Source organism: Ruminococcus sp. OM04-4AA, assembly GCF_003462585.1.
Classification (GTDB): domain Bacteria; phylum Bacillota; class Clostridia; order Lachnospirales; family Lachnospiraceae; genus Mediterraneibacter; species Mediterraneibacter faecis.
Genome location: NZ_QTZH01000016.1, coordinates 1 through 18,744, shown reverse-complemented (window position 1 = coordinate 18,744; position 18,744 = coordinate 1). Strand labels below are relative to the sequence as shown.

Genomic DNA, 18,744 nt, shown 5'->3' with positions numbered 1-18,744 from the left:
CACGATGGTATCAATTGTAGGATTTATGATTTTATCCGCAGTAGTTTTGCGGTGATATGTCAGATGAAAACGAAGGGTTCGGCAAGATGCCGAACCCTTTCACTGTATGTTAATTCTCTTTATTCTCCACCAACAGCATATTAAGTTGTTCTAACCGTTTAAGATCCTTCTTTGTAAAAAGCAACTGATGGCGGAAGTTCTCTGTGTGTTCCTGTGGTTTTAAGGTGACTACGCATTTAAATGCACAAGGCATAAGGTCTGCACTGGAGATACCGCACAAGAGTCCCATTGTGAAATCTCGAAGTTCCAGAGGGTTGAAGATGTACAGAAGGTCTTCTTCCAGTGGGTTATATTGATTTACGAAAGAAAAGCGGATTAGCATATCACTATAAAGAACTCGTCCGGTGTAGAAAATCTCGCTGCTGCTTCCGTTAGCGGAGACAGAGCAAATCGTCAGAGTCGCTTCGTACTTTCCGGGTTCACCTTTCTTCTCATAAATATCAATGACGCCATCTTTCGTGCGTTGATATCGTCCGTCATAGAAGTAGAAATATAATCGTTGCGCCTGAAAGAAAGGACTTTTCCGACTTCTTCCGGGCGTACTGATAAGCTCACTGGTTGTTTCCGGAAGATAAGTAGTCAGCTGAGAGATTGAGACCTGAAGAACCTGGCTAATCTCATATAAAGTCTCAATATCAACAGCAATCTCTCCATTTTCATATTTACATATTGTGGCGCGGCTCTTATGGATGGCATCTGCGAGATCCTGCAGTGTCATTTTCCCTGCTTTTCGGTATTTTCGAATTTGTTTTCCGACATAACATGTATAATTACTCATATTGTTTCCTCATACTATCCATTTTCATGATAAATGCTGTTTTTATATGATTATATCTGAGAAACAGCGTATTTGTAAAGTCACAAGAAACTTTTTTGATAAAAAATTTCGCATAAAGAAACTTCTTCGGTTTGCATTTATCAGAAATTTATATAGAATATAGCTATTGGGCTTGATATTCAGGCCCTTTAAATAACTTTATGAATGTGGGGATTTTGACATGAAAGAAAAAAGAAGTAGCTTTTCCGGGTCGATAGGCTTTGTCTTAGCGGCAGCCGGAAGTGCTGTAGGTGTTGGTAATATCTGGAGATTCCCGTACCTCTGTGCGAAAGATGGGGGCGGATTGTTTCTCTTAGTTTATCTTGTACTTGTATTGACTTTTGGATTCGTATTGCTGACAACAGATGTTGCGATTGGAAGAAAGACTAAGAAAAATGCATTGAAAGCCTTTGAGGAGCTTAACCCGAAGTGGAAGTTTCTGGGACGTTTGACATTCCTCGTTCCAGTACTGATCATGACATATTATTCCGTTATCGGCGGTTGGATCACAAAATATCTGTTTGTATACCTCGTTTCTGATGGAATAGAAGCTGCGGCAGATGGATATTTCACATCCTTTATTACATCAGATATTGCACCGATCGTATTTATGCTGATCTTCCTTGCGCTGACAGCATGGATCGTGTTTCGCGGTGTAGAGAAGGGAATTGAGAAATTCTCCAAGATTATTATGCCGGGATTGATCCTTCTGATCGTGATCATTGCAGTCTTCTGTCTGACATTGACAAATACAGCACCAGACGGAACTGTTCGTACAGGTATGCAGGGACTGGCTGTTTATCTGAAACCGGATTTCCACGGATTGACAGTGAAGCGTTTCCTCGAGATTCTCCTGGATGCGATGAGCCAGCTGTTCTTCTCTCTGAGTGTATCCATGGGAATTATGATCACATATGGTTCTTATGTGAAAAATGACATTGATTTGAATAAAGCGACAAATCAGATTGAGATTTTTGACACAGGTGTGGCAATTCTTGCCGGAATGATGATCATCCCAGCAGTATTTGTTTTCCTTGGAAATGACGGAATGGCTTCCGGCCCGAGTTTGATCTTCATCTCACTGCCGAAGGTATTTGATGCTATGGGAGTATTCGGACGCCCTGCAGCGATTGCATTCTTCCTAATGATGGGATTCGCAGCACTGACATCCTGCGTATCTGTCATGGAGACACTGGTTGCAAACGGTATGGAATTGTATCACAAACCACGTAAGAAAATGTGTGGAGTAGTTGGTATTTACTCCTTTATTACAGCGGTTTTGATCTGTCTTGGATATAACAAACTCTACTTCGAATTGAAGCTTCCGAACGGATCCGTAGGACAGCTGCTCGATGTTATGGACTATATCAGCAACAGCTTTCTGATGCCGTTTATTTCACTTCTGACAAGTATCCTGATCGGCTGGGTAATCGGACCGGATTGGATCATAGGAGAAGTAGAACGCAACGGAGAGAAATTCAAACGTGCAGGTATGTACCGCTTTATGATCCGTTATGTTGTTCCGGTCGTAATGCTTGTCCTGTTCCTTGTATCCACAGGATTCGCAGATTTAATTGCATAAATTACTGGATATTAAATGTTTGCGAATCCGGAAAGAAGACGTTACATTTTACGTTTCAACATTTCCGGATTTGCAGCATACTCCAGAGCTGTTTCCGCAGTGATTCGGTTTTCCTTGTATAGAGTCAATAGACCAGAATCCATAGAAACAAAAAACCACCCGCTATTGGTCCTGATTATGATATACTAGACGTAATGAGTTGGTAGTGAGAGTGGAGCAAGCTGGTCTGCTTTCCATCAGCGATACGATTATATTAAAACAAAGGAGGACTTACTCGATGAGAGAAGTAAAAGCAGTAAAGATTAATGCAGCAGATTTTGCACCGTACGGAACATTTTGCAGTATGACAGAACCAGAGGGATATCCACTGGAGGGAGAGATTCATAAATTCTATCCGGACCGCATCTCAGGAACCTGTGTTGGAACAATGGCATTTTCACCGATTGAAGTTCGCAAGGACGAAAGAATTGTCAAGATGGCAGAATATCATACAACTACATGGGAAGGGATTGTTGCTCTTGATGACGACATGCTTATCCATGTTGCACCTGCTTCCGGCGGAACACCGGTTCCGGAACTTGCGAAGGCTTTCCTTGTACCAAAGGGATGCATGGTAAAGATCAATGCAGCGATCTGGCATCTGTGTCCACTTCCGGCGAATAATGAGGTACTTCATGCAATGATCGTACTTCCGGAATGTACTTATGCAAATGATTGTACGGTTGTTGAATTTGAAGAGAAAGATTGGTTTAAGATAATATTATAAAGATGAAACAGATTGATTTTGACCACGGAACGGTTACAGGGAATATTTTAGGAGCAGCGTTACCGATGCTTGTGGCACAGATATTGAGCCTTTTGTACAATATCGTAGACCGTATTTATATTGCCAGAATTCCGTCCGTGGGAACAACAGCGCTTGGAGCAGTGGGATTGTGCTTTCCGATCATTGTGCTCATCACTGCATTTAGCAATTTATTTGGAAGTGGCGGTGATGTATATATCTCTGTTATGACGATCGTATCAAGTGTTCGTCAGATGGTGGAAACTCCGATTTATGCTATCAATGAAGGAACTTCTCCGATCTTGAGCTATAATTATGGAGCTCAGCGTCCGAAGAAAGTCAAGAAAGCTATCTGCGTATTGACTTGTATGATATTGATCTATACAGCAATTGCGTGGAGCGTGATTATTTTCGAACCGGAATTTCTGATCGGAATTTTCAGCACAGACAGTGAATTACTTGCCGATTGCGTAGAAGCACTGAAACTTTATTTCGCAGCATTTATATTTATGGATCTGCAATATGTTGGGCAAACGGTTTTCAAATCATTGAACAAAAAGAAGCAGGCGATTTTCTTCTCGCTACTTAGAAAAGTATTTATCGTTGTACCGCTTACATATTTGTTTCCATATACATTTCGCATGGGAACGAGAGGGGTGTTCTTAGCAGAGCCTATATCTAATGTGATTGGTGGAAGTTTATGCTTTATTACAATGCTGGTAATGCTGAAAAGATCTATTTGACATAAGAAAAAAGAAATAGGTTAAGGATAATGCGAAGGAAAGCAGCAGACAATGAAAGAACTTGTTATCCGTTTACTGTAGAAAAAAAAGACATGAAAAAACATGACATAATATAATTAAAAATAACAGAAAACATTGAAGATGAATAGGCAACAGTAAATGGACAAGGGAAGTACCGGTTCTAAACAGACAAAAAGATACAGTTGGATCATTGGCTTGCTTATTTTTATAACAGCACTTCTTTTGGGCTGTATTATTGTAAAGAACATAGAGAAAGAAAAAAAGACAGCAGCTGCTTATACTGCACAAAGTACAGTAAAGCGGATCAATGCACAATTAGATCAGTATGTTGAACTTTCAGAATTTCTTGAAAACGTGATTCTTGCAGGATATGATCTGAATCAGACTACATTCTCAGAATTGGCAGAAATGCTTCCGAATGAAGCAGGTGTTGTAAAAGCATTCGAACTCGCACCGGATGGGATTATTACTGATATTTTTCCAGAGCAGGGAAATGAGCAGGCTTTTGGAATGAATATGCTGACAGAGCATGAACGCAGTGGAGACGCAAAGCGTGCCAAAGAAACGGGAAAATATACTCTTGGAGGTCCATATCAATTAAAACAGGGAGAAACAGGAGCTTTGCTGTTCCATCCGGTTTATCAGAATAATATTACAGGAAATGACACCTTTTGGGGGTTTGTGATCATAGTTATCGACTGGGATAAATTTATAGATGAAATTGGCATGGAACGGCTAAGTGAAGCATCCTATTGTTATGAGATATGGACGAATGATGAGAATACCGATGATCGGATTGTTCTGGCTCAAAATCAGGAACATATGCCTGAGAATAGCCTTACGGTAGAGTGTGAGATTCCTAATTACACATGGTATGTGGATATCGTACCAAAGGAGGGATGGATTTCAATTTATCAATGGATTGCTGTTATTGTATCAGCCCTCATAATTGCCATGATGGGTGCTACTATTTTTGATCAGATCTGCAGCAAAAAACGTCGAGAGAAGCAGTATGCAGCTGAATTGAAAAAATCGGCAGAACAGGCAAAAGAAGCAAGTGAGGCAAAAACACGATTTCTGTTTAATATGAGTCATGACATCCGAACCCCGATGAATGCAATTATTGGATTTTCAGATCTTCTCGGAAAGAATCTTAAGAACGAGGAAAAAGCAAGGGAGTATTTAGGAAAGATCAAGTCCTCGGGCAATTTTCTGATGACGATTATTGATCAGGTGCTGGAAAAGGCTCGCATTGAAAGTGGAACAGCTGTGTTAAAAATGCAGGCAGAGAATTTGAGCGAAATGTTTTATTCTGTGAATACAGTATTTGAATCTGCTATCCAATCGAAGGAAATTCAATATTCGATAGATACAAATATACAGCATAAATACGCAGTCTGTGATAAGACAAAACTTCAGGAAATATATTTAAATATAGTGAGTAATGCAATCAAATATACTCCAAACGGTCAGGCGATTCATGTAAATATTACGGAAACAGCATCAGATGATAAAAAAGCATGGTATGTATTCATCTGTGAAGATACCGGAATAGGGATGAAGCAGGAATACCTTCCACATATTTTTGATGAATTTTCAAGAGAACATACGGCGACAGAGAATAAAGTGGTCGGTACTGGTCTTGGACTTTCTATTGTGAAATCTTTTGTTGAACTGATGGGCGGAAAGATTTATGTAGAAAGCAAACAGGGGAAAGGAACAAAATTCACAGTGGAAATTCCACTGGAGATTGCATCAGAAGAGGATGTATACAAAAAGAAAGAGTCGGAACAGTCTGTTATATCTGATAAGAGTATTGGAAAGCGAATTCTTCTTGCGGAAGATATACAGATGGCAAAAAATGCAGGAATGAACGGTCATATTGCAAAACCATTGGATGGGGAAAAAATGATCACTGTGTTAAAACAGTGTCTGGCAGATAACAGCGACGTCAAAATACAGGAAGATTTATAAAAAGGCATTCTTGAAAGAAATAACAGATGGTGTGGGATTTTAATATAATCCCACACCATCTGTTATTTATTCAGAGAACTTATCACTGTAACGGATATGCATGTCTGCCCAATCCATAAACAACACATAAAATACTCTTCCATATTGCTGGTTTTCTACTATTCTTCCATGATCAAGTACAGAAAGGTAAGTTCCATCAGCTTTTCGAAGATGAAAATGAATATAGTCATTTTCATTGCCGCTGTCAATTTGCTGCCAGATACTTGCCTCAATCTGCTGTTGCTCATCTTCACGGATAAGGTTTCGAAAGCTCTTCTTTGTAAGCTTAAACAGCTCATCTATATCTTTATATCCGGTCATGTGGAGAAACTCATGGTTTGCATAAAAGAGTTCATCATTTTCCTTGTCCGCTCTGTAGATAATAAACGCACCAGGAAGATGTTCAGAGATATCCTTGAGTGCAAATCCAAGTTGTTTGCGGCTCCTTGAATGGAGTCCTTCTCTGTAAGCCATACATCCATTTTTACCATGCAGTTTTACTTCATAAAGTGCAGCATCAGCACAGCGCATGAGCTGTGCACGGTTTGATGCAGCTATAGGATATTCAGCATATCCAAGAGAAATATAAAACGGGTAGTCATTTCCCTTGCATGAGAATATCTTTGGAAGCATAGTGAATTGTTGTAACTGTTCTTTCACATCATCATATGTGCAATTTGGGAGAAGAATACAGAATTCGTCACCGCCGTTTCGTCCCAACAATGTATCCGATGGAAAAAAACTCTTCATACTGTCAGCAAGATTCTTTAAAGCCCTGTCACCGTAAACATGTCCATAGATATCATTAATAAACTTAAAATTATCTATATCAAAGAGTGCAACTACATAAGGAGCGTTCGGATTTTTAGCGATCATTTCTTCTGCTAATTCATCAAATCCGTAACGATTATAAATATTGGTAAGTGAATCCATATGTGCTAGTTTCTGGAATTTGTTTTTATGTTCTTTTGCTGTTAACCAGACCCAGATAAGAACCGACAGAACAAATACGATAGAAGTATAAAGTCCGATGATTACAGCTATAAGTTTAGCATTTCTCCATCCACTCACAGGCATAACCTCAAATCTCCAGTTCTCTTCACCTATTGTAAAATCATAAGAAACAGGATTTGTTAAATTTCCATCTGACTGACAAACAACTTCATATGTGTCACTCCAGGGAGCGTCTGTTTTTGAAAGCTTATATTCATAACCAAAATTTGAAAGTGCACTGATCGAGTCGGAAAAAATCTCAGGAACACGCAAAATAACAATCGTAAATCCCCAGAAATATTCTTGTCCGTTTTCATCATTTAAGTAGACTGGATTGCGAACCGCAATTCCATAGTCACCTTGTTTTAATTCAAAGGGTCCCTGCGTAATGACTGTATGATTGTCTCTTGCATAACAGGAGATTTCACCACGATCTTTATCATGAAGCAGATCAATCTTACCCGCTTCGTTTCCTTCAGCAGGATAAATATCTGTCACAACACCATGTGGAGCGAGCTGCACACTTTCAATGGAATCAGACATAAGATTTTTAGCGATCGTGTTAAAGTGCTTGATCGTTCCATCATCACTGATCAAGATTTGTTCCAGAGTATCCGTAATCTCAGTTCCATTTACAATCTCATTTTTTATGCGTTCTCCATAGGTCGCTGCGTTTAATTGTGCAGTTGTGTGTCTCTGTTCTTTTTCAAAGGCGTCTGTTTTGTATACAATCAAACTAACAAGGCACATGCCCAGTAAAAAAACGATTAGAGGCACAAGCGTTTTCTTCTTCAAGTAAATCACCCCTGTTTAAGCATTCTATATTTTTGCAATATCGTATTATAGCACAGAAATTGAAAGATTGAATGAAATCTGTGGAAAAAACAGGAAAATTGGGTGTTGGAAGTGATCAGGCAGAGAAAACAAAAAACAAATGTACAGGAGTGATTTGCAGAGCCGTCAGGTTTGTGATTGTATTTGAGTTATAAATAGGATAAAATAATAGCATGAAATAAAAGCATAGTTTTCATTCTGTCTCGCATATTTTGCAATTTCCGGATCAGATAATAATGCAGAAAACTTTTGAAATCTTGTTTTATAAGATTTAATCATATACACCCTTGCCTATATTTTAACACAATGAAAGGAACCTGCGAACAGATTCCTTTCTATTTTTTCCTTAAGTTTATGATGTTGCGTTGGACGGGTGGTCCTGATTATCTCTGATCATATTTCGGATGGCAGGTGTCACAGTCATAATCTCGAAGACAGGGATCATTTTCCCATCAATCGTCGGTACAAGCTGCTGTGAGATAACGGCCTGCAGAACCATAGATAGCTGCACTGCGATCTGATGCTGCTGGTTTGGCGGGAATACGTCAATGATACGGTCAATTGTGCTGGCAGCACCAATCGTATGCAATGTTGAGAAGATCAAATGTCCGGTCTCAGCCGCCGTCATTGCGACCTGCATAGTCTCGTAGTCGCGCATCTCCCCAAGTAGGATAACGTCGGGACTCTGGCGAAGAGAAGCACGCAGAGCAGTCACATAGCTCTCTGTATCGACGTTGATCTCACGTTGGCTGACGATACTTAAGTCATGTCTGTGAAGGAATTCCAGAGGATCCTCCAGCGTGATGATATGCTTCCTATAATGATGATTGATCGCATCAATAATACAAGCGAGTGTTGTAGACTTTCCGCTTCCGGCAGTTCCCGTTACAAGGACAAGACCTTTAGAAAAATTAGAAAAGTCAATGATCCGTTGCGGGATTCCAATCTCAGTCGGATTTGGCAGAGAGAAGGAAATGATTCGAATCACAACGGACAGCGCACCCCTTTGCTTATATGCACTGACACGGAAACGTGACAATCCCGGGATAGCAAAAGAAAAGTCGTCGTCACCGCTTTGTTCGAAGTCATTCACATCACGATTTCCGGCCAACTGGTAGATTGGAGATACAATGTTACTCGTATCGGCAGGGGGAAGATTTTCCCCATTTTTTCTAGTGATAATTCCATTGATTCGCATGGAGCATGGAAGACCGGCGACGATAAACACATCGGATGCACCTACTTATTGAATCAGCTTCATAGAGTTGTCGGCATCCCACGCATTGGTTGCTACTTCCTTCCAGGATGTGATCGTATAGAATCCGGAGGAAGTCGTCCATGGATCATTCAGTGTTAAATCCACTTCCTGAGCCTGTGAGTCGTCAACAGTAGTAGTGTAATTAAGAGTAGCTGAATTAATTTCTATAGAAAAGTTTAAGTTCACATCCATATCCGATTCACTAGCATTGCTTCAATTTCAGAAAAATAAGAGCTGGAATCAGGGGAGATCTGATAGGACTTCGCAAGGATTCCATCAATCTGATCTAGAATCTCTTTCGCCTGATTCGATGCTTTATAATAATTTGTACTATGTGCAGTGAATTTGTCTGCAGAGCTCTTATTACCGGCTGCAGAAGCAATTGACGGATATACAGTAGATGCTGAAACAAAAAATGTAAAGATCACAACAGGAAAGAATGAGATCACATTCTATTACACAAAGAGAGCGGATCTTGCTTACACAGTAAACTATTATGAAGAGGGAACAACAACGAAACTTCACGATAGCAAGAAAGTAGAAAACCAGACATTCTGTCAAGTGGTTTTGAGATATTTTTTGAAAAATCTCCAAAGCGTATAGTTGTGCGTAAAGTCAATCAGGCAACATCTGCTTCCTGCAAAGCCATTGTTTCTCTTGCAACCAGAGCCTTTACAAGCTCCTCCTGCGTGTGCTTTGCGTTCTCTGCGGGCATTGCATTGACAACGAAAATCGTGTCGCCGATTCTCTCTACAAAGCCGGTTTTCATTTTCTCCACGGTCATCACCTCCCTAGTATAATAATGATGTAGTCTTGATTGACTACATCATTATTATACTAGGAGGTAGCGATATGCGTTATTTTGAATTTGTTCATAACCTTGGCTTACATGCCTGGGATATTCCAGCATTAGTTGCCCTGGTGATTTTAGTAATTATGATTATTGTGCATCATAACAATCAGAAAAAGCGTGATTATGATTTTGAGAAAGAGCTGGCAGATAAGATTCAGGAGATTCGAGGAGAACAGAACTCAGGAAATGATCAGACCGCAAGAGTATAGGAGGGAGATATATGGCATATTTATTTGAACATACCAAATTTGGTTTTTGCTGGTTGGACCTTCTTGCATTGCTTATATTGCTGGCAGTAATCGTTGTATTCGGTGTCAGAAATCGAGACTTGAAAAAGCAGCAGAAAGATCTGGAAGATCAGCTGGATGACCTGTATTCAGGAGATGCGAAAAAAGACAATTCGGTGATACAGGAATAAGCGGGAATGAAAAGATCGTGAAGTAAAAACAAAAGTTTAGAAGAAATTCTTAAATTAGAAGAAATTCTAGGATGAAATGGCAGCCGGGGCAGCAATGTTCCGGCTGCTGTTTCTTTTAGTGAAACTCATTGACATGCAGCAAGGAATTACCGTATTTTAATGAGTAGAGTATCGGACTTGGGAATCCGTTGGAACAGATAAGTTTTCAACTTCGATCGGAAGAAGAAAGAAGAAACAGATGCGCAAATACCGTGCAGTGATAACATTAGAATTTGTTGTCCTGATCGTACTTATTATGGTGTTATTCTATGCTTTGATGGGAATTTCAACAGTGCAGGGAAACTCTATGTATCCGATATTGCACAGTGGTGAGAAGGTTGTGTATAACCAAAGAGTCAGTGATTATAAAGCCGGAGATGTGATTGTCTTGAAAAGACCGGATGGAGAAGAGTTTGTGAAGCGAATCGTGGCTGTGGCCGGGGATACTGTGAATATACAGAACGGCAAGCTGTATGTGAACGGAGCAGAAGAAAAGCAGGAAGGAACGCTTGGTGAGACACTGACTGAGGAAAACAATCAAGTAAGCTATCCATTGACGGTAGGTGATGACCAGATCTTCGTACTGGGAGATAATAGAGAAGTGTCCGACGATTCCAGAGCGTTTGGAGTTGTTGATATGGATGATGTGAAGGGAAGAATTGTCTGGTATATGGGACGACTGTAGCGAGCAGTGGACAGTACTGATTGGTTACAAGGCAATGAAAAAGAAATAGCATAAATGAAAAGGAATACTGGAGTTCCGAATTTGACAAAAAAGGCACCTATAAAGGATGAATTAAACAAGCACAATGAATAGAAAAAATTTACAATGAGAATAATCAGTCACTAGGTGGAGTCTGTCCAAAAACAGATGAATCTTAAGACAATAAAAAAGATACATCAAATATGTATCAGAAAGGGAAATTATGAGAAGGAAAATGAAATGGAGGGTGCTTGCAAGTGCTTGTGCAGCAGCGGTAGCTGTGACATCTATGCCGTATATGGCAACGCAGGTCCATGCAGAACCAGCGGCTGTAACGCAGCAGACCGGTAATAATGATCTGAAGCTATGGTATACGAGCCCGGCAGATATTACCAAGTATTACCAAGGATGGCAGGAAAAGTCCCTTCCTATAGGTAATGGAGGAATCGGTGGAACGGTATTTGGTGGAATTACCAGAGAACGTATCCAGCTCAATGAAAAATCACTTTGGTCAGGAGGACCAAGTGAGAGTAGAAAGAATTACAATGGAGGTAATCTGGAGAATAAAGGAAATAATGGAGCGACAATGAATTCAATCCATGAGTACTTTGCGAATGGCCAGGATAATTCTGCAACTAATCTTGCAAAAAGAAACTTGATAGGTGCAAGTGATGATAACGGAACAAATGGATATGGATATTATCTGAGTTTTGGAAATATGTATATCGATTTTAAGAATGTATCATCCAACAGCGATGTGAAAAATTACACTCGTGATCTGGATCTGAATACAGCAATTGCCGGTGTTAATTATGATAAAGGAAGTACCCATTATTCAAGAGAGAACTTCACAAGCTATCCGGACAATGTTATTGTTACTCATATCACAGCAGACGGTTCTGAGAAGATCAGTCTGGATGTAAGTGTAGAACCGGATAATAACAGAGGGGATGCTGTTAATGGGATTGGTGATAGCAGCTATAAGAGAGATTGGGATACAAAAGTATCAAATGGATTGATTTCCATCAACGGACAGCTTAAAGACAATCAGATGAAATTCACATCCCAGACACAGGTTATTACTGACAATGCCGGTACTGTGAAAGATGGGAATGGAAAAGTAAGTGTTTCCGGAGCAAGTGAGGTTACCATCATCACGTCTATAGGAACAGATTATAAGGATGAATATCCGTCCTATAGAACAGGCGAATCTGCGGATGAACTGACAAGTCGTGTGAAATGGTATGTAGATCAGGCGGCAGCGAAGACATACGAAGAACTGAAAGCAAATCATGTAAGTGATTATCAGAAGATCTTTGACCGTGTGGATCTGAATCTTGGACAGACAGTCTCAACAAAGCCAACAGACGAACTTCTTTCTGCATACAAAGCAGGAACTGCAACAGATGCTGAAAGACGTCAGTTGGAAGTTATGTTATTCCAGTATGGAAGATTTATGACAATTGAGTCTTCCAGAGAGACAACTACAGATGAGAATGGTTATGTAAGAGAGACACTTCCTTCCAATCTTCAGGGACTGTGGGTAGGAGCGAACAATTCTCCATGGCATTCAGACTACCATATGAATGTAAACTTACAGATGAACTACTGGCCGACATATTCTACCAACATGGCAGAGTGTGCAGAACCACTGATCGATTATATCGATGCTTTGAGAGAACCGGGGCGTGTGACCGCGGCAATCTATGCAGGAGTTTCCAGTGCCGAAGGTGAAGAAAATGGATTCATGGCACATACACAGAACAATCCGTTTGGATGGACATGTCCTGGATGGGACTTTAGTTGGGGATGGTCACCGGCTGCAGTACCGTGGATCTTACAGAATTGCTGGGATTATTATGAATATACTGGAGATACTTCTTACTTAGAAAATAATATCTATCCAATGATGAAAGAAGAAGCTAAACTGTATGACCAGATGCTTGTTCGTGGAGCAGATGGAAAGTTGGTATCTTCACCGGCATTTTCACCGGAGCATGGACCGGTTACAAATGGAAATACATATGAGCAGTCTTTGATCTGGCAGTTATATGAAGATACGATTAAAGCTGCAGAGGTACTTGGAAAAGATGCCGAGCTGGTAGCTACATGGAAAGCAAACCAGGCAGATCTGAAAGGACCAATTGAAGTTGGTGATAGCGGACAGATTAAAGAGTGGTATACAGAGACAACTGTTAATTCAATGGGTGATGGATATGGTCACCGTCATATGTCTCACTTGCTCGGACTTTATCCTGGAGATCTCATCACAGAGGACAATGCAGAATGGTTTGCAGCAGCAAAGGTTTCCATGCAGAACCGTACGGACGTGAGTACCGGATGGGGAATGGCACAGAGAATCAACAGCTGGGCAAGACTTGGTGATGGAAATAAAGCTCTTCAGCTTATTGAGAACCTGTTCAAGAATGGAATCTATGCGAACTTGTTCGATTATCATGAGCCAAAATATTTCCAGATTGATGGAAACTTCGGATATACATCAGGTGTAGCTGAGATGCTTCTGCAGAGCAATGCAGGATATATCAATCTTCTTCCGGCAGTTCCAGACGCTTGGGCTAACGGAAGTGTAGATGGATTGGTTGCACAGGGTAACTTTGAAGTATCTATGGACTGGGCAGATGGAAATGTAAAAACTGCTACAATCCTTTCTAAGAATGGCGGAGAAGCAGTTGTGCAGACAGCGAATGCATCTCTTGCAACAGTGGTAGACAGTGATGGAAATGTAGTTGATGTGACACCTGTAAAGGAAAACCGTATTTCTTTCGTAACAGAAGCAGGAAAGAGTTATACATTAAAGGACATTCCGACATCCGCTACTGTGACAGCTCCGACAGGACTGACAGCACTTCGTGCAGATGCTGAAAATGTAAACCTTTCCTGGAACGCTGTGACAGCAGAAGAGGGAAGCAATGTAACATATAATGTATACCGTCAGGTAGAAGATGGTGATGTGATCTGTATTGAGACAGGTTTAACAACAACAACTTATAAAGATACAACAGCATACAAGACACTTGGAGCAATGAAATATCAGGTGGCCGCAGTTGTGGATGGAATTGAATCTGAAAAGAGTGCAGTAGTAACTGTAACAGAGCCGATTGGCGCAGGTAAGATTGACAATGCTGATGAAAGAATCGCATATGTAGGTGAATGGGGCAACTGGACACAGGATAAAAATGTCAACTATATGGATACAATTCAATATCTGAATAGTCCAAAGGGCGGAGAGACGGTTACTCTTACATTTAAGGGAACAGGAATCAAGGTAATTGGTTGTACGAATAAAGACAGAGGTAAGATTGAAGTATTTATCGATGGCGAGTCCCAGAAAGTAGTTGATACATATAGTGCAAGCACAGTGCGTCAGGTGGAATACTTCAGCAAAGATGACCTTAAAGCAGGAATCCATACACTTCAGCTGAAAGTTCTCAATGAGAAACAGGCTGCAAGTTCTGGTACAAAGATTGAACTTGATGCATTTGAAATTCTAGATTCAACACTGGTAGCACCGACAGGTGTGACAGTAAGCTCCAAATCCGGAATGACTACAGTATCTAAAGCAAACAGCACATTACAGTTAAAAGCAACTGTAGAACCGGAGAATGCAACAGATAAAACAGTTACATGGAGTACATCAGATGATAGCATTGCAACAGTAGATACAAACGGACTGGTAACATTCTTAAGTAAGAACGGAACAGTTACTATCACTGCAACATCCGCTGCAGATGCTACAAAGTCTGGCACAATTGAACTGACAGTTGCAATCAAACAGGATGTGGCAGATGTTGAGACAATCGTAGAAGATGGTAATCCACCGGCGTCAGGAACAAATACATACGGAACAAAAAGTAATGATATCAAATGGGAGGGTGAGTCATGGTATACCTGGGCTGAGAATGGACAACATGGTGGAACAAAAACAGAAACTGGAGATGGTGAGAATGGTAAGGGACACTCTTTTACATATACATTCACTGGAACTGGCGTAGATGTTTATTCTCAGAAGCATGCTAACTTTGCAAGCTTTGATGTTTATATTGATGATAACAAGATTGAAAATTGTTCATTAGCGGGTTCAGGCACTGGAGAAAAGCAGGAACTTATCTTCTCAAAGAAAGGTCTTGAGAATGGTAAGCACACAATCAAATGTGTGGCAGCTGAGCGTGACGGAAAATATCAGGTCAACCTGGATTACTTAAAGATCTTTTCACCAGGCGAAGGTGCAACAGTTGATAAAGCAGCGCTCCAGGAATCAGTTGAGGCAGGAGCAGCACTTGTTAAATCAGAATATGATGAGACAAACTGGAATGCATTTATGGACGCATATAATGCTGCGGTTGCGGTAATGAATGATGCAGCTGCAACAAAGGAAACTGTAGATGAAAAGAAAGAAGCATTAGATGCAGCAATCAGAGCACTTGGAGCACCGAAAGTTCCTACAGTAGAAGACCAGACAGGTTCAGCAGTTCTTGTGGAAAGCAAGAAAGTTGTACTGAAATGGACGAAGGTTCTGGGAGCAGCAAAATACAAAGTAGTTGATGAAAAGAATGGAATTGAAAAGATTGTAAGTGGTACAACCGTAACACTGGAGAATCTGACACCTGGAACAACTTATAACTTCAAAGTATATGCTCTGAATAGTGTAGATGTTGCATCAGAGAAGGCAATTGAGATCAGCAATGTGGCAACAATGGGTGACGGATCAACAAAAGGTGAGATCGAGTCTGTTACAAAGACTCCGGTCAGTGATGATTCTGTAAAACTCACATGGACATTAAAAGAAGGCTCCACTTTCGCAAGCTATGAAATTTATGTCAATGGTCAGCTGAAAGGTAATACGACAGAAAAAGAGTTCACACTTAAGGATCTGGAAGACGGCACATACGTTGTTAAGATTGTTGCAAAGACAGCAGCAGGACAGTCAGCACTTCCAAAGCAGTTTTCTTTTGAAATGAAAAATAGTGTAAAAGTACTTAGTGTAACAAACCCAGAAGGAATTTCAGTAGAAGAAGGAACTGCATTTAAGAAGCTTGAATTACCAGAGAAAGTAACTGTCACAGTGACAGGAAACTTGGATCAAGAAGTAGAAGTAACATGGGCAGAAGGTGATTACCAGACAACACCGGGAACTTACACATTGGAAGGAACACTGACAATGGGTAAGAATATGAAAAACCCAGATGGCGTGAAAGCTTCTATCAAGGTAACAGTTACAAAGAAACCGTATGAGATTAAGTCCGTTGCAAAACTGGATAAGAAAGAAGTTGCATACGGAACAGCGGCAACAGATCTTGGACTTCCGACAGAAGTAGAAGTAAGCTACACAGACGGAACAAAAGGAATAGCAAGTGTTACATGGAATACAGACAACTACGATGGAAATAAAGCAGGAGACTATACTCTGACAGGAAAGCTTTCCTTTGCAGATGATGTTACCAATCCGAAGGAGTTGACTGCTTCTGTAACAGTAACAGTTAAGAAAAAGGAAGAAGAACCGAAACCAGAAAAAGACGCTGATTACACAGCTGTGAATGCAGCAATGGAAAAAGCAAATAAGATTGACAGAAGTAAATATACAGAAGAAAGTCTGAAAGCTTTGGACGATGCAGTAGCGGCAGTAGAAAAGGGCCTGAAAGAATCCGAGCAGAGCAAAGTTGATGCAATGGCAGCAGCGATTGAGAAAGCGTTAGGTGATCTGGTAGAAAAACCAGTAGTTAAACCAGAAAAAGACGCAGATTATACAGCAGTGAACGCAGCAATAGAAAAAGCAGAAAAGATTGACAGAAGTAAATATACAGAAGAAAGTCTGAAAGCTTTGGATGATGCAGTAGCAGCGGTAGAAAAGGGTCTGAAAGAATCCAAACAGGATAAAGTTGATGCAATGGCAGAAGCAATCAATAAGGCTTATGCAGCATTAGTTGAGAAACCAGCTGTAGAAGAGGAAGCAGACTACACAGCAGTAAGCGCAGCAATGGAAAAAGCAAAGAAGATTGACAGAAGTAAGTATACAGAAGAAAGTCTGAAAGCTTTGGATGATGCAATCGCAGCAGTAGAAAAAGGTCTGAAAGAATCCGAACAGAGCAAAGTTGATGCAATGGCAGCAGCGATTGAGAAAGCATTAAATGAACTGGTAGAAAAACCAGTGGTAGAACCAGAAAAAGACGCCGATTATACAGCAGTGAACGCAGCTTTGGAAAAAGCAGGAAAGATCGACAGAAGTAAGTATACAAAGGAAAGTCTGAAAGCTTTAGATGATGCAGTAGCAGCAGTAGAAAAAGGTCTGAAAGAATCCAAACAGGATAAAGTTGATGCAATGGCAGCAGCAATCAATAAGGCATATGCGGAATTGATTGAAAAACCTGCAACTGATAATGATAAGAAAGATGATTCTAAGAAAGATAATTCCAAGAAGAATAATTCTGATAAGAAGTCAGGTGCGGTTAAGACCGGAGATGCAACTCCACTGATCTTGTGGGGAACTGCGACAATACTGGCAGCAGGTGCCAGCGTTACAGTTATTTTACGCAGACGTAAAAGAAGATAAAAATTTTCCTGAAAAGTAAAAGGAAAGAAGTTTTCAAGAATTCTTTCAAAAGAAAGGGCTGGCATGTGCCAGCCCTTTCTTGGTATAAATATATTACTCCCTTTTTACATGTGAATATAATTTACGGTATTGCCTTGGTGACATTCCAACCTTCTTATTAAAGATCTGTGAGAAATAAGATTGGGAAGAGAAACCTGCACTGGAGGCAATCTGTGTTACAGAGAGATCTGAGGTTGTCAAAAGTTCTTTGCATGCTTCGATCCTTCGATCTGCTAAATAGTTGATCGGAGATTGACCAATGCATTCTGTAAAAGAATGTGCCAGATAAAATTTATTGATATGTGTGATCTCAGCTAATAAATCCAATGTAATATTTTGGGAATAGTTTGTATCAATATATCGTTTAGCTAATGCACATTCCTTAGAAAGCTGGAAAGAGGATTCAGAAATAACAGAAAGGTTTTGCTTTCTGGAAATGTATACCAGAAGAACCTCAAGTAATCCGTGACAGACTTTTTCAAATCCGGGTTTTTGTTCTTGAAATTCATGCATCATTAATTGTGCAAAATTAATAAACTGATTTTTATCAGAACCATAACTATAGAAACTATATCCTTTTGAAGCGTCCTGTTCAGGATCATCGAAAGAAAACGCAAGTCCTTCAACACCAAATACAATGTATTCCATTGGGTTGTTTGGAAGTGTTTTTTCAGTGTGTTCTACATAAGGATTAATGATCATTAAATCATCTGTTTTCATAGAAACTTTTCATCTTCTATATAGAAGATACCCTCACCGTGCAAAACATAGAAGAGTTCTGAGAACTGATGTGTGTGCGGTAGAGAGTTCCAGTCACCTTCGTATTTAGAAATAGAAATATAGCGAAGACTAAAATCGTCGCGACTGCTCGTGGCGGAGCCAAGGTTGATAAATTCATTACTCATAAGTGCATATCCTCTTCGGTTAAGTTATAGTTTGTATGGGCCTTCTCAATTGATTAAATTTTATATAAAATAATATGAAAAGACAATAATTTTAAAGTGAATTCGTAAAAAGAC

At 40.1% G+C, this 18,744-nt stretch carries 16 protein-coding genes; 9 read left to right on the top strand and 7 right to left on the bottom strand.

Annotated elements, in window-relative coordinates; all coding sequences use genetic code 11:
* Positions 1-109: 109 nt before the first annotated feature.
* Positions 110-838: a helix-turn-helix domain-containing protein gene (locus tag DXB52_RS06695; RefSeq protein WP_117540293.1), complete on the bottom strand. Its 729-nt coding sequence runs from the start codon at positions 836-838 to the stop codon at positions 110-112.
* A 220-nt stretch (positions 839-1,058) separates the two neighbouring features.
* On the opposite strand from DXB52_RS06695, the gene DXB52_RS06690 reads away from it, so the two are divergent.
* The 4 genes from DXB52_RS06690 to DXB52_RS06675 all read left to right on the top strand — a co-directional run bounded on the left by DXB52_RS06690 (position 1,059) and on the right by DXB52_RS06675 (position 5,981).
* Positions 1,059-2,459, top strand: coding sequence for a sodium-dependent transporter (locus DXB52_RS06690; protein WP_117579479.1), 1,401 nt, complete (start codon positions 1,059-1,061; stop codon positions 2,457-2,459).
* 277 nt (positions 2,460-2,736) lie between these two features.
* Positions 2,737-3,225 (top strand): ureidoglycolate lyase, encoded by a 489-nt coding sequence (locus tag DXB52_RS06685; protein WP_015529939.1) that lies wholly within the window; start codon positions 2,737-2,739, stop codon positions 3,223-3,225.
* Between the two features lie 2 nt (positions 3,226-3,227).
* The gene (locus tag DXB52_RS06680; protein WP_118106809.1) at positions 3,228-3,986 is read left to right on the top strand and encodes an MATE family efflux transporter; all 759 of its coding nucleotides are present in this window, start codon (positions 3,228-3,230) and stop codon (positions 3,984-3,986) included.
* A gap of 159 nt (positions 3,987-4,145) precedes the next feature.
* On the top strand, positions 4,146-5,981 hold the full coding sequence (locus tag DXB52_RS06675; protein WP_118106808.1) for an ATP-binding protein: 1,836 nt from the start codon (positions 4,146-4,148) through the stop codon (positions 5,979-5,981).
* A gap of 66 nt (positions 5,982-6,047) precedes the next feature.
* Here DXB52_RS06675 and DXB52_RS06670 read toward each other — a convergent pair whose 3' ends face one another.
* The 3 genes from DXB52_RS06670 to DXB52_RS16050 all read right to left on the bottom strand — a co-directional run bounded on the left by DXB52_RS06670 (position 6,048) and on the right by DXB52_RS16050 (position 9,297).
* The gene (locus tag DXB52_RS06670) at positions 6,048-7,763 is read right to left on the bottom strand and encodes a diguanylate cyclase domain-containing protein (RefSeq protein ID WP_181985412.1); all 1,716 of its coding nucleotides are present in this window, start codon (positions 7,761-7,763) and stop codon (positions 6,048-6,050) included.
* Between the two features lie 436 nt (positions 7,764-8,199).
* Complete coding sequence (locus DXB52_RS06660; RefSeq protein WP_270346984.1) at positions 8,200-9,075, bottom strand: type IV pilus twitching motility protein PilT; 876 nt, start codon at positions 9,073-9,075, stop codon at positions 8,200-8,202.
* Between the two features lie 15 nt (positions 9,076-9,090).
* Complete coding sequence (locus tag DXB52_RS16050) at positions 9,091-9,297, bottom strand: hypothetical protein (protein ID WP_147343356.1); 207 nt, start codon at positions 9,295-9,297, stop codon at positions 9,091-9,093.
* Between the two features lie 153 nt (positions 9,298-9,450).
* Between DXB52_RS16050 and DXB52_RS06655 the strand changes: the two genes are divergently transcribed.
* Positions 9,451-9,708 carry a hypothetical protein gene (locus DXB52_RS06655; protein WP_117836221.1) on the top strand — a complete coding sequence of 86 codons (258 nt, stop codon included), beginning with the start codon at positions 9,451-9,453 and terminating at the stop codon, positions 9,706-9,708.
* 16 nt (positions 9,709-9,724) lie between these two features.
* Here the strand turns inward: DXB52_RS06655 and DXB52_RS16150 are convergent, their stop codons facing one another.
* Positions 9,725-9,883: a hypothetical protein gene (locus DXB52_RS16150; RefSeq protein ID WP_181989176.1), complete on the bottom strand. Its 159-nt coding sequence runs from the start codon at positions 9,881-9,883 to the stop codon at positions 9,725-9,727.
* Positions 9,884-9,957: 74 nt separating this feature from the next.
* Between DXB52_RS16150 and DXB52_RS06650 the strand changes: the two genes are divergently transcribed.
* The 4 genes from DXB52_RS06650 to DXB52_RS06635 all read left to right on the top strand — a co-directional run bounded on the left by DXB52_RS06650 (position 9,958) and on the right by DXB52_RS06635 (position 17,686).
* Positions 9,958-10,167, top strand: a complete 210-nt coding sequence (locus DXB52_RS06650; RefSeq protein ID WP_117540305.1) for a hypothetical protein — start codon at positions 9,958-9,960, stop codon at positions 10,165-10,167.
* Positions 10,168-10,178: 11 nt separating this feature from the next.
* The gene (locus tag DXB52_RS06645) at positions 10,179-10,376 is read left to right on the top strand and encodes a hypothetical protein (RefSeq protein WP_117540307.1); all 198 of its coding nucleotides are present in this window, start codon (positions 10,179-10,181) and stop codon (positions 10,374-10,376) included.
* A gap of 238 nt (positions 10,377-10,614) precedes the next feature.
* Positions 10,615-11,100, top strand: a complete 486-nt coding sequence (gene lepB, locus DXB52_RS06640) for a signal peptidase I (protein ID WP_117569591.1) — start codon at positions 10,615-10,617, stop codon at positions 11,098-11,100.
* 253 nt (positions 11,101-11,353) lie between these two features.
* Positions 11,354-17,686, top strand: coding sequence for a glycosyl hydrolase family 95 catalytic domain-containing protein (locus DXB52_RS06635; protein WP_472520004.1), 6,333 nt, complete (start codon positions 11,354-11,356; stop codon positions 17,684-17,686).
* Positions 17,687-17,779: 93 nt separating this feature from the next.
* Here the strand turns inward: DXB52_RS06635 and DXB52_RS06630 are convergent, their stop codons facing one another.
* Together DXB52_RS06630 and DXB52_RS16855 are read right to left on the bottom strand one after the other, a co-directional pair.
* The gene (locus DXB52_RS06630) at positions 17,780-18,445 is read right to left on the bottom strand and encodes an AraC family transcriptional regulator (protein ID WP_472520003.1); all 666 of its coding nucleotides are present in this window, start codon (positions 18,443-18,445) and stop codon (positions 17,780-17,782) included.
* The gene (locus DXB52_RS16855; protein WP_472520002.1) at positions 18,442-18,630 is read right to left on the bottom strand and encodes a cupin domain-containing protein; all 189 of its coding nucleotides are present in this window, start codon (positions 18,628-18,630) and stop codon (positions 18,442-18,444) included. Before DXB52_RS16855 ends, DXB52_RS06630 begins: the two co-directional genes overlap by 4 nt.
* Positions 18,631-18,744: the final 114 nt, after the last annotated feature.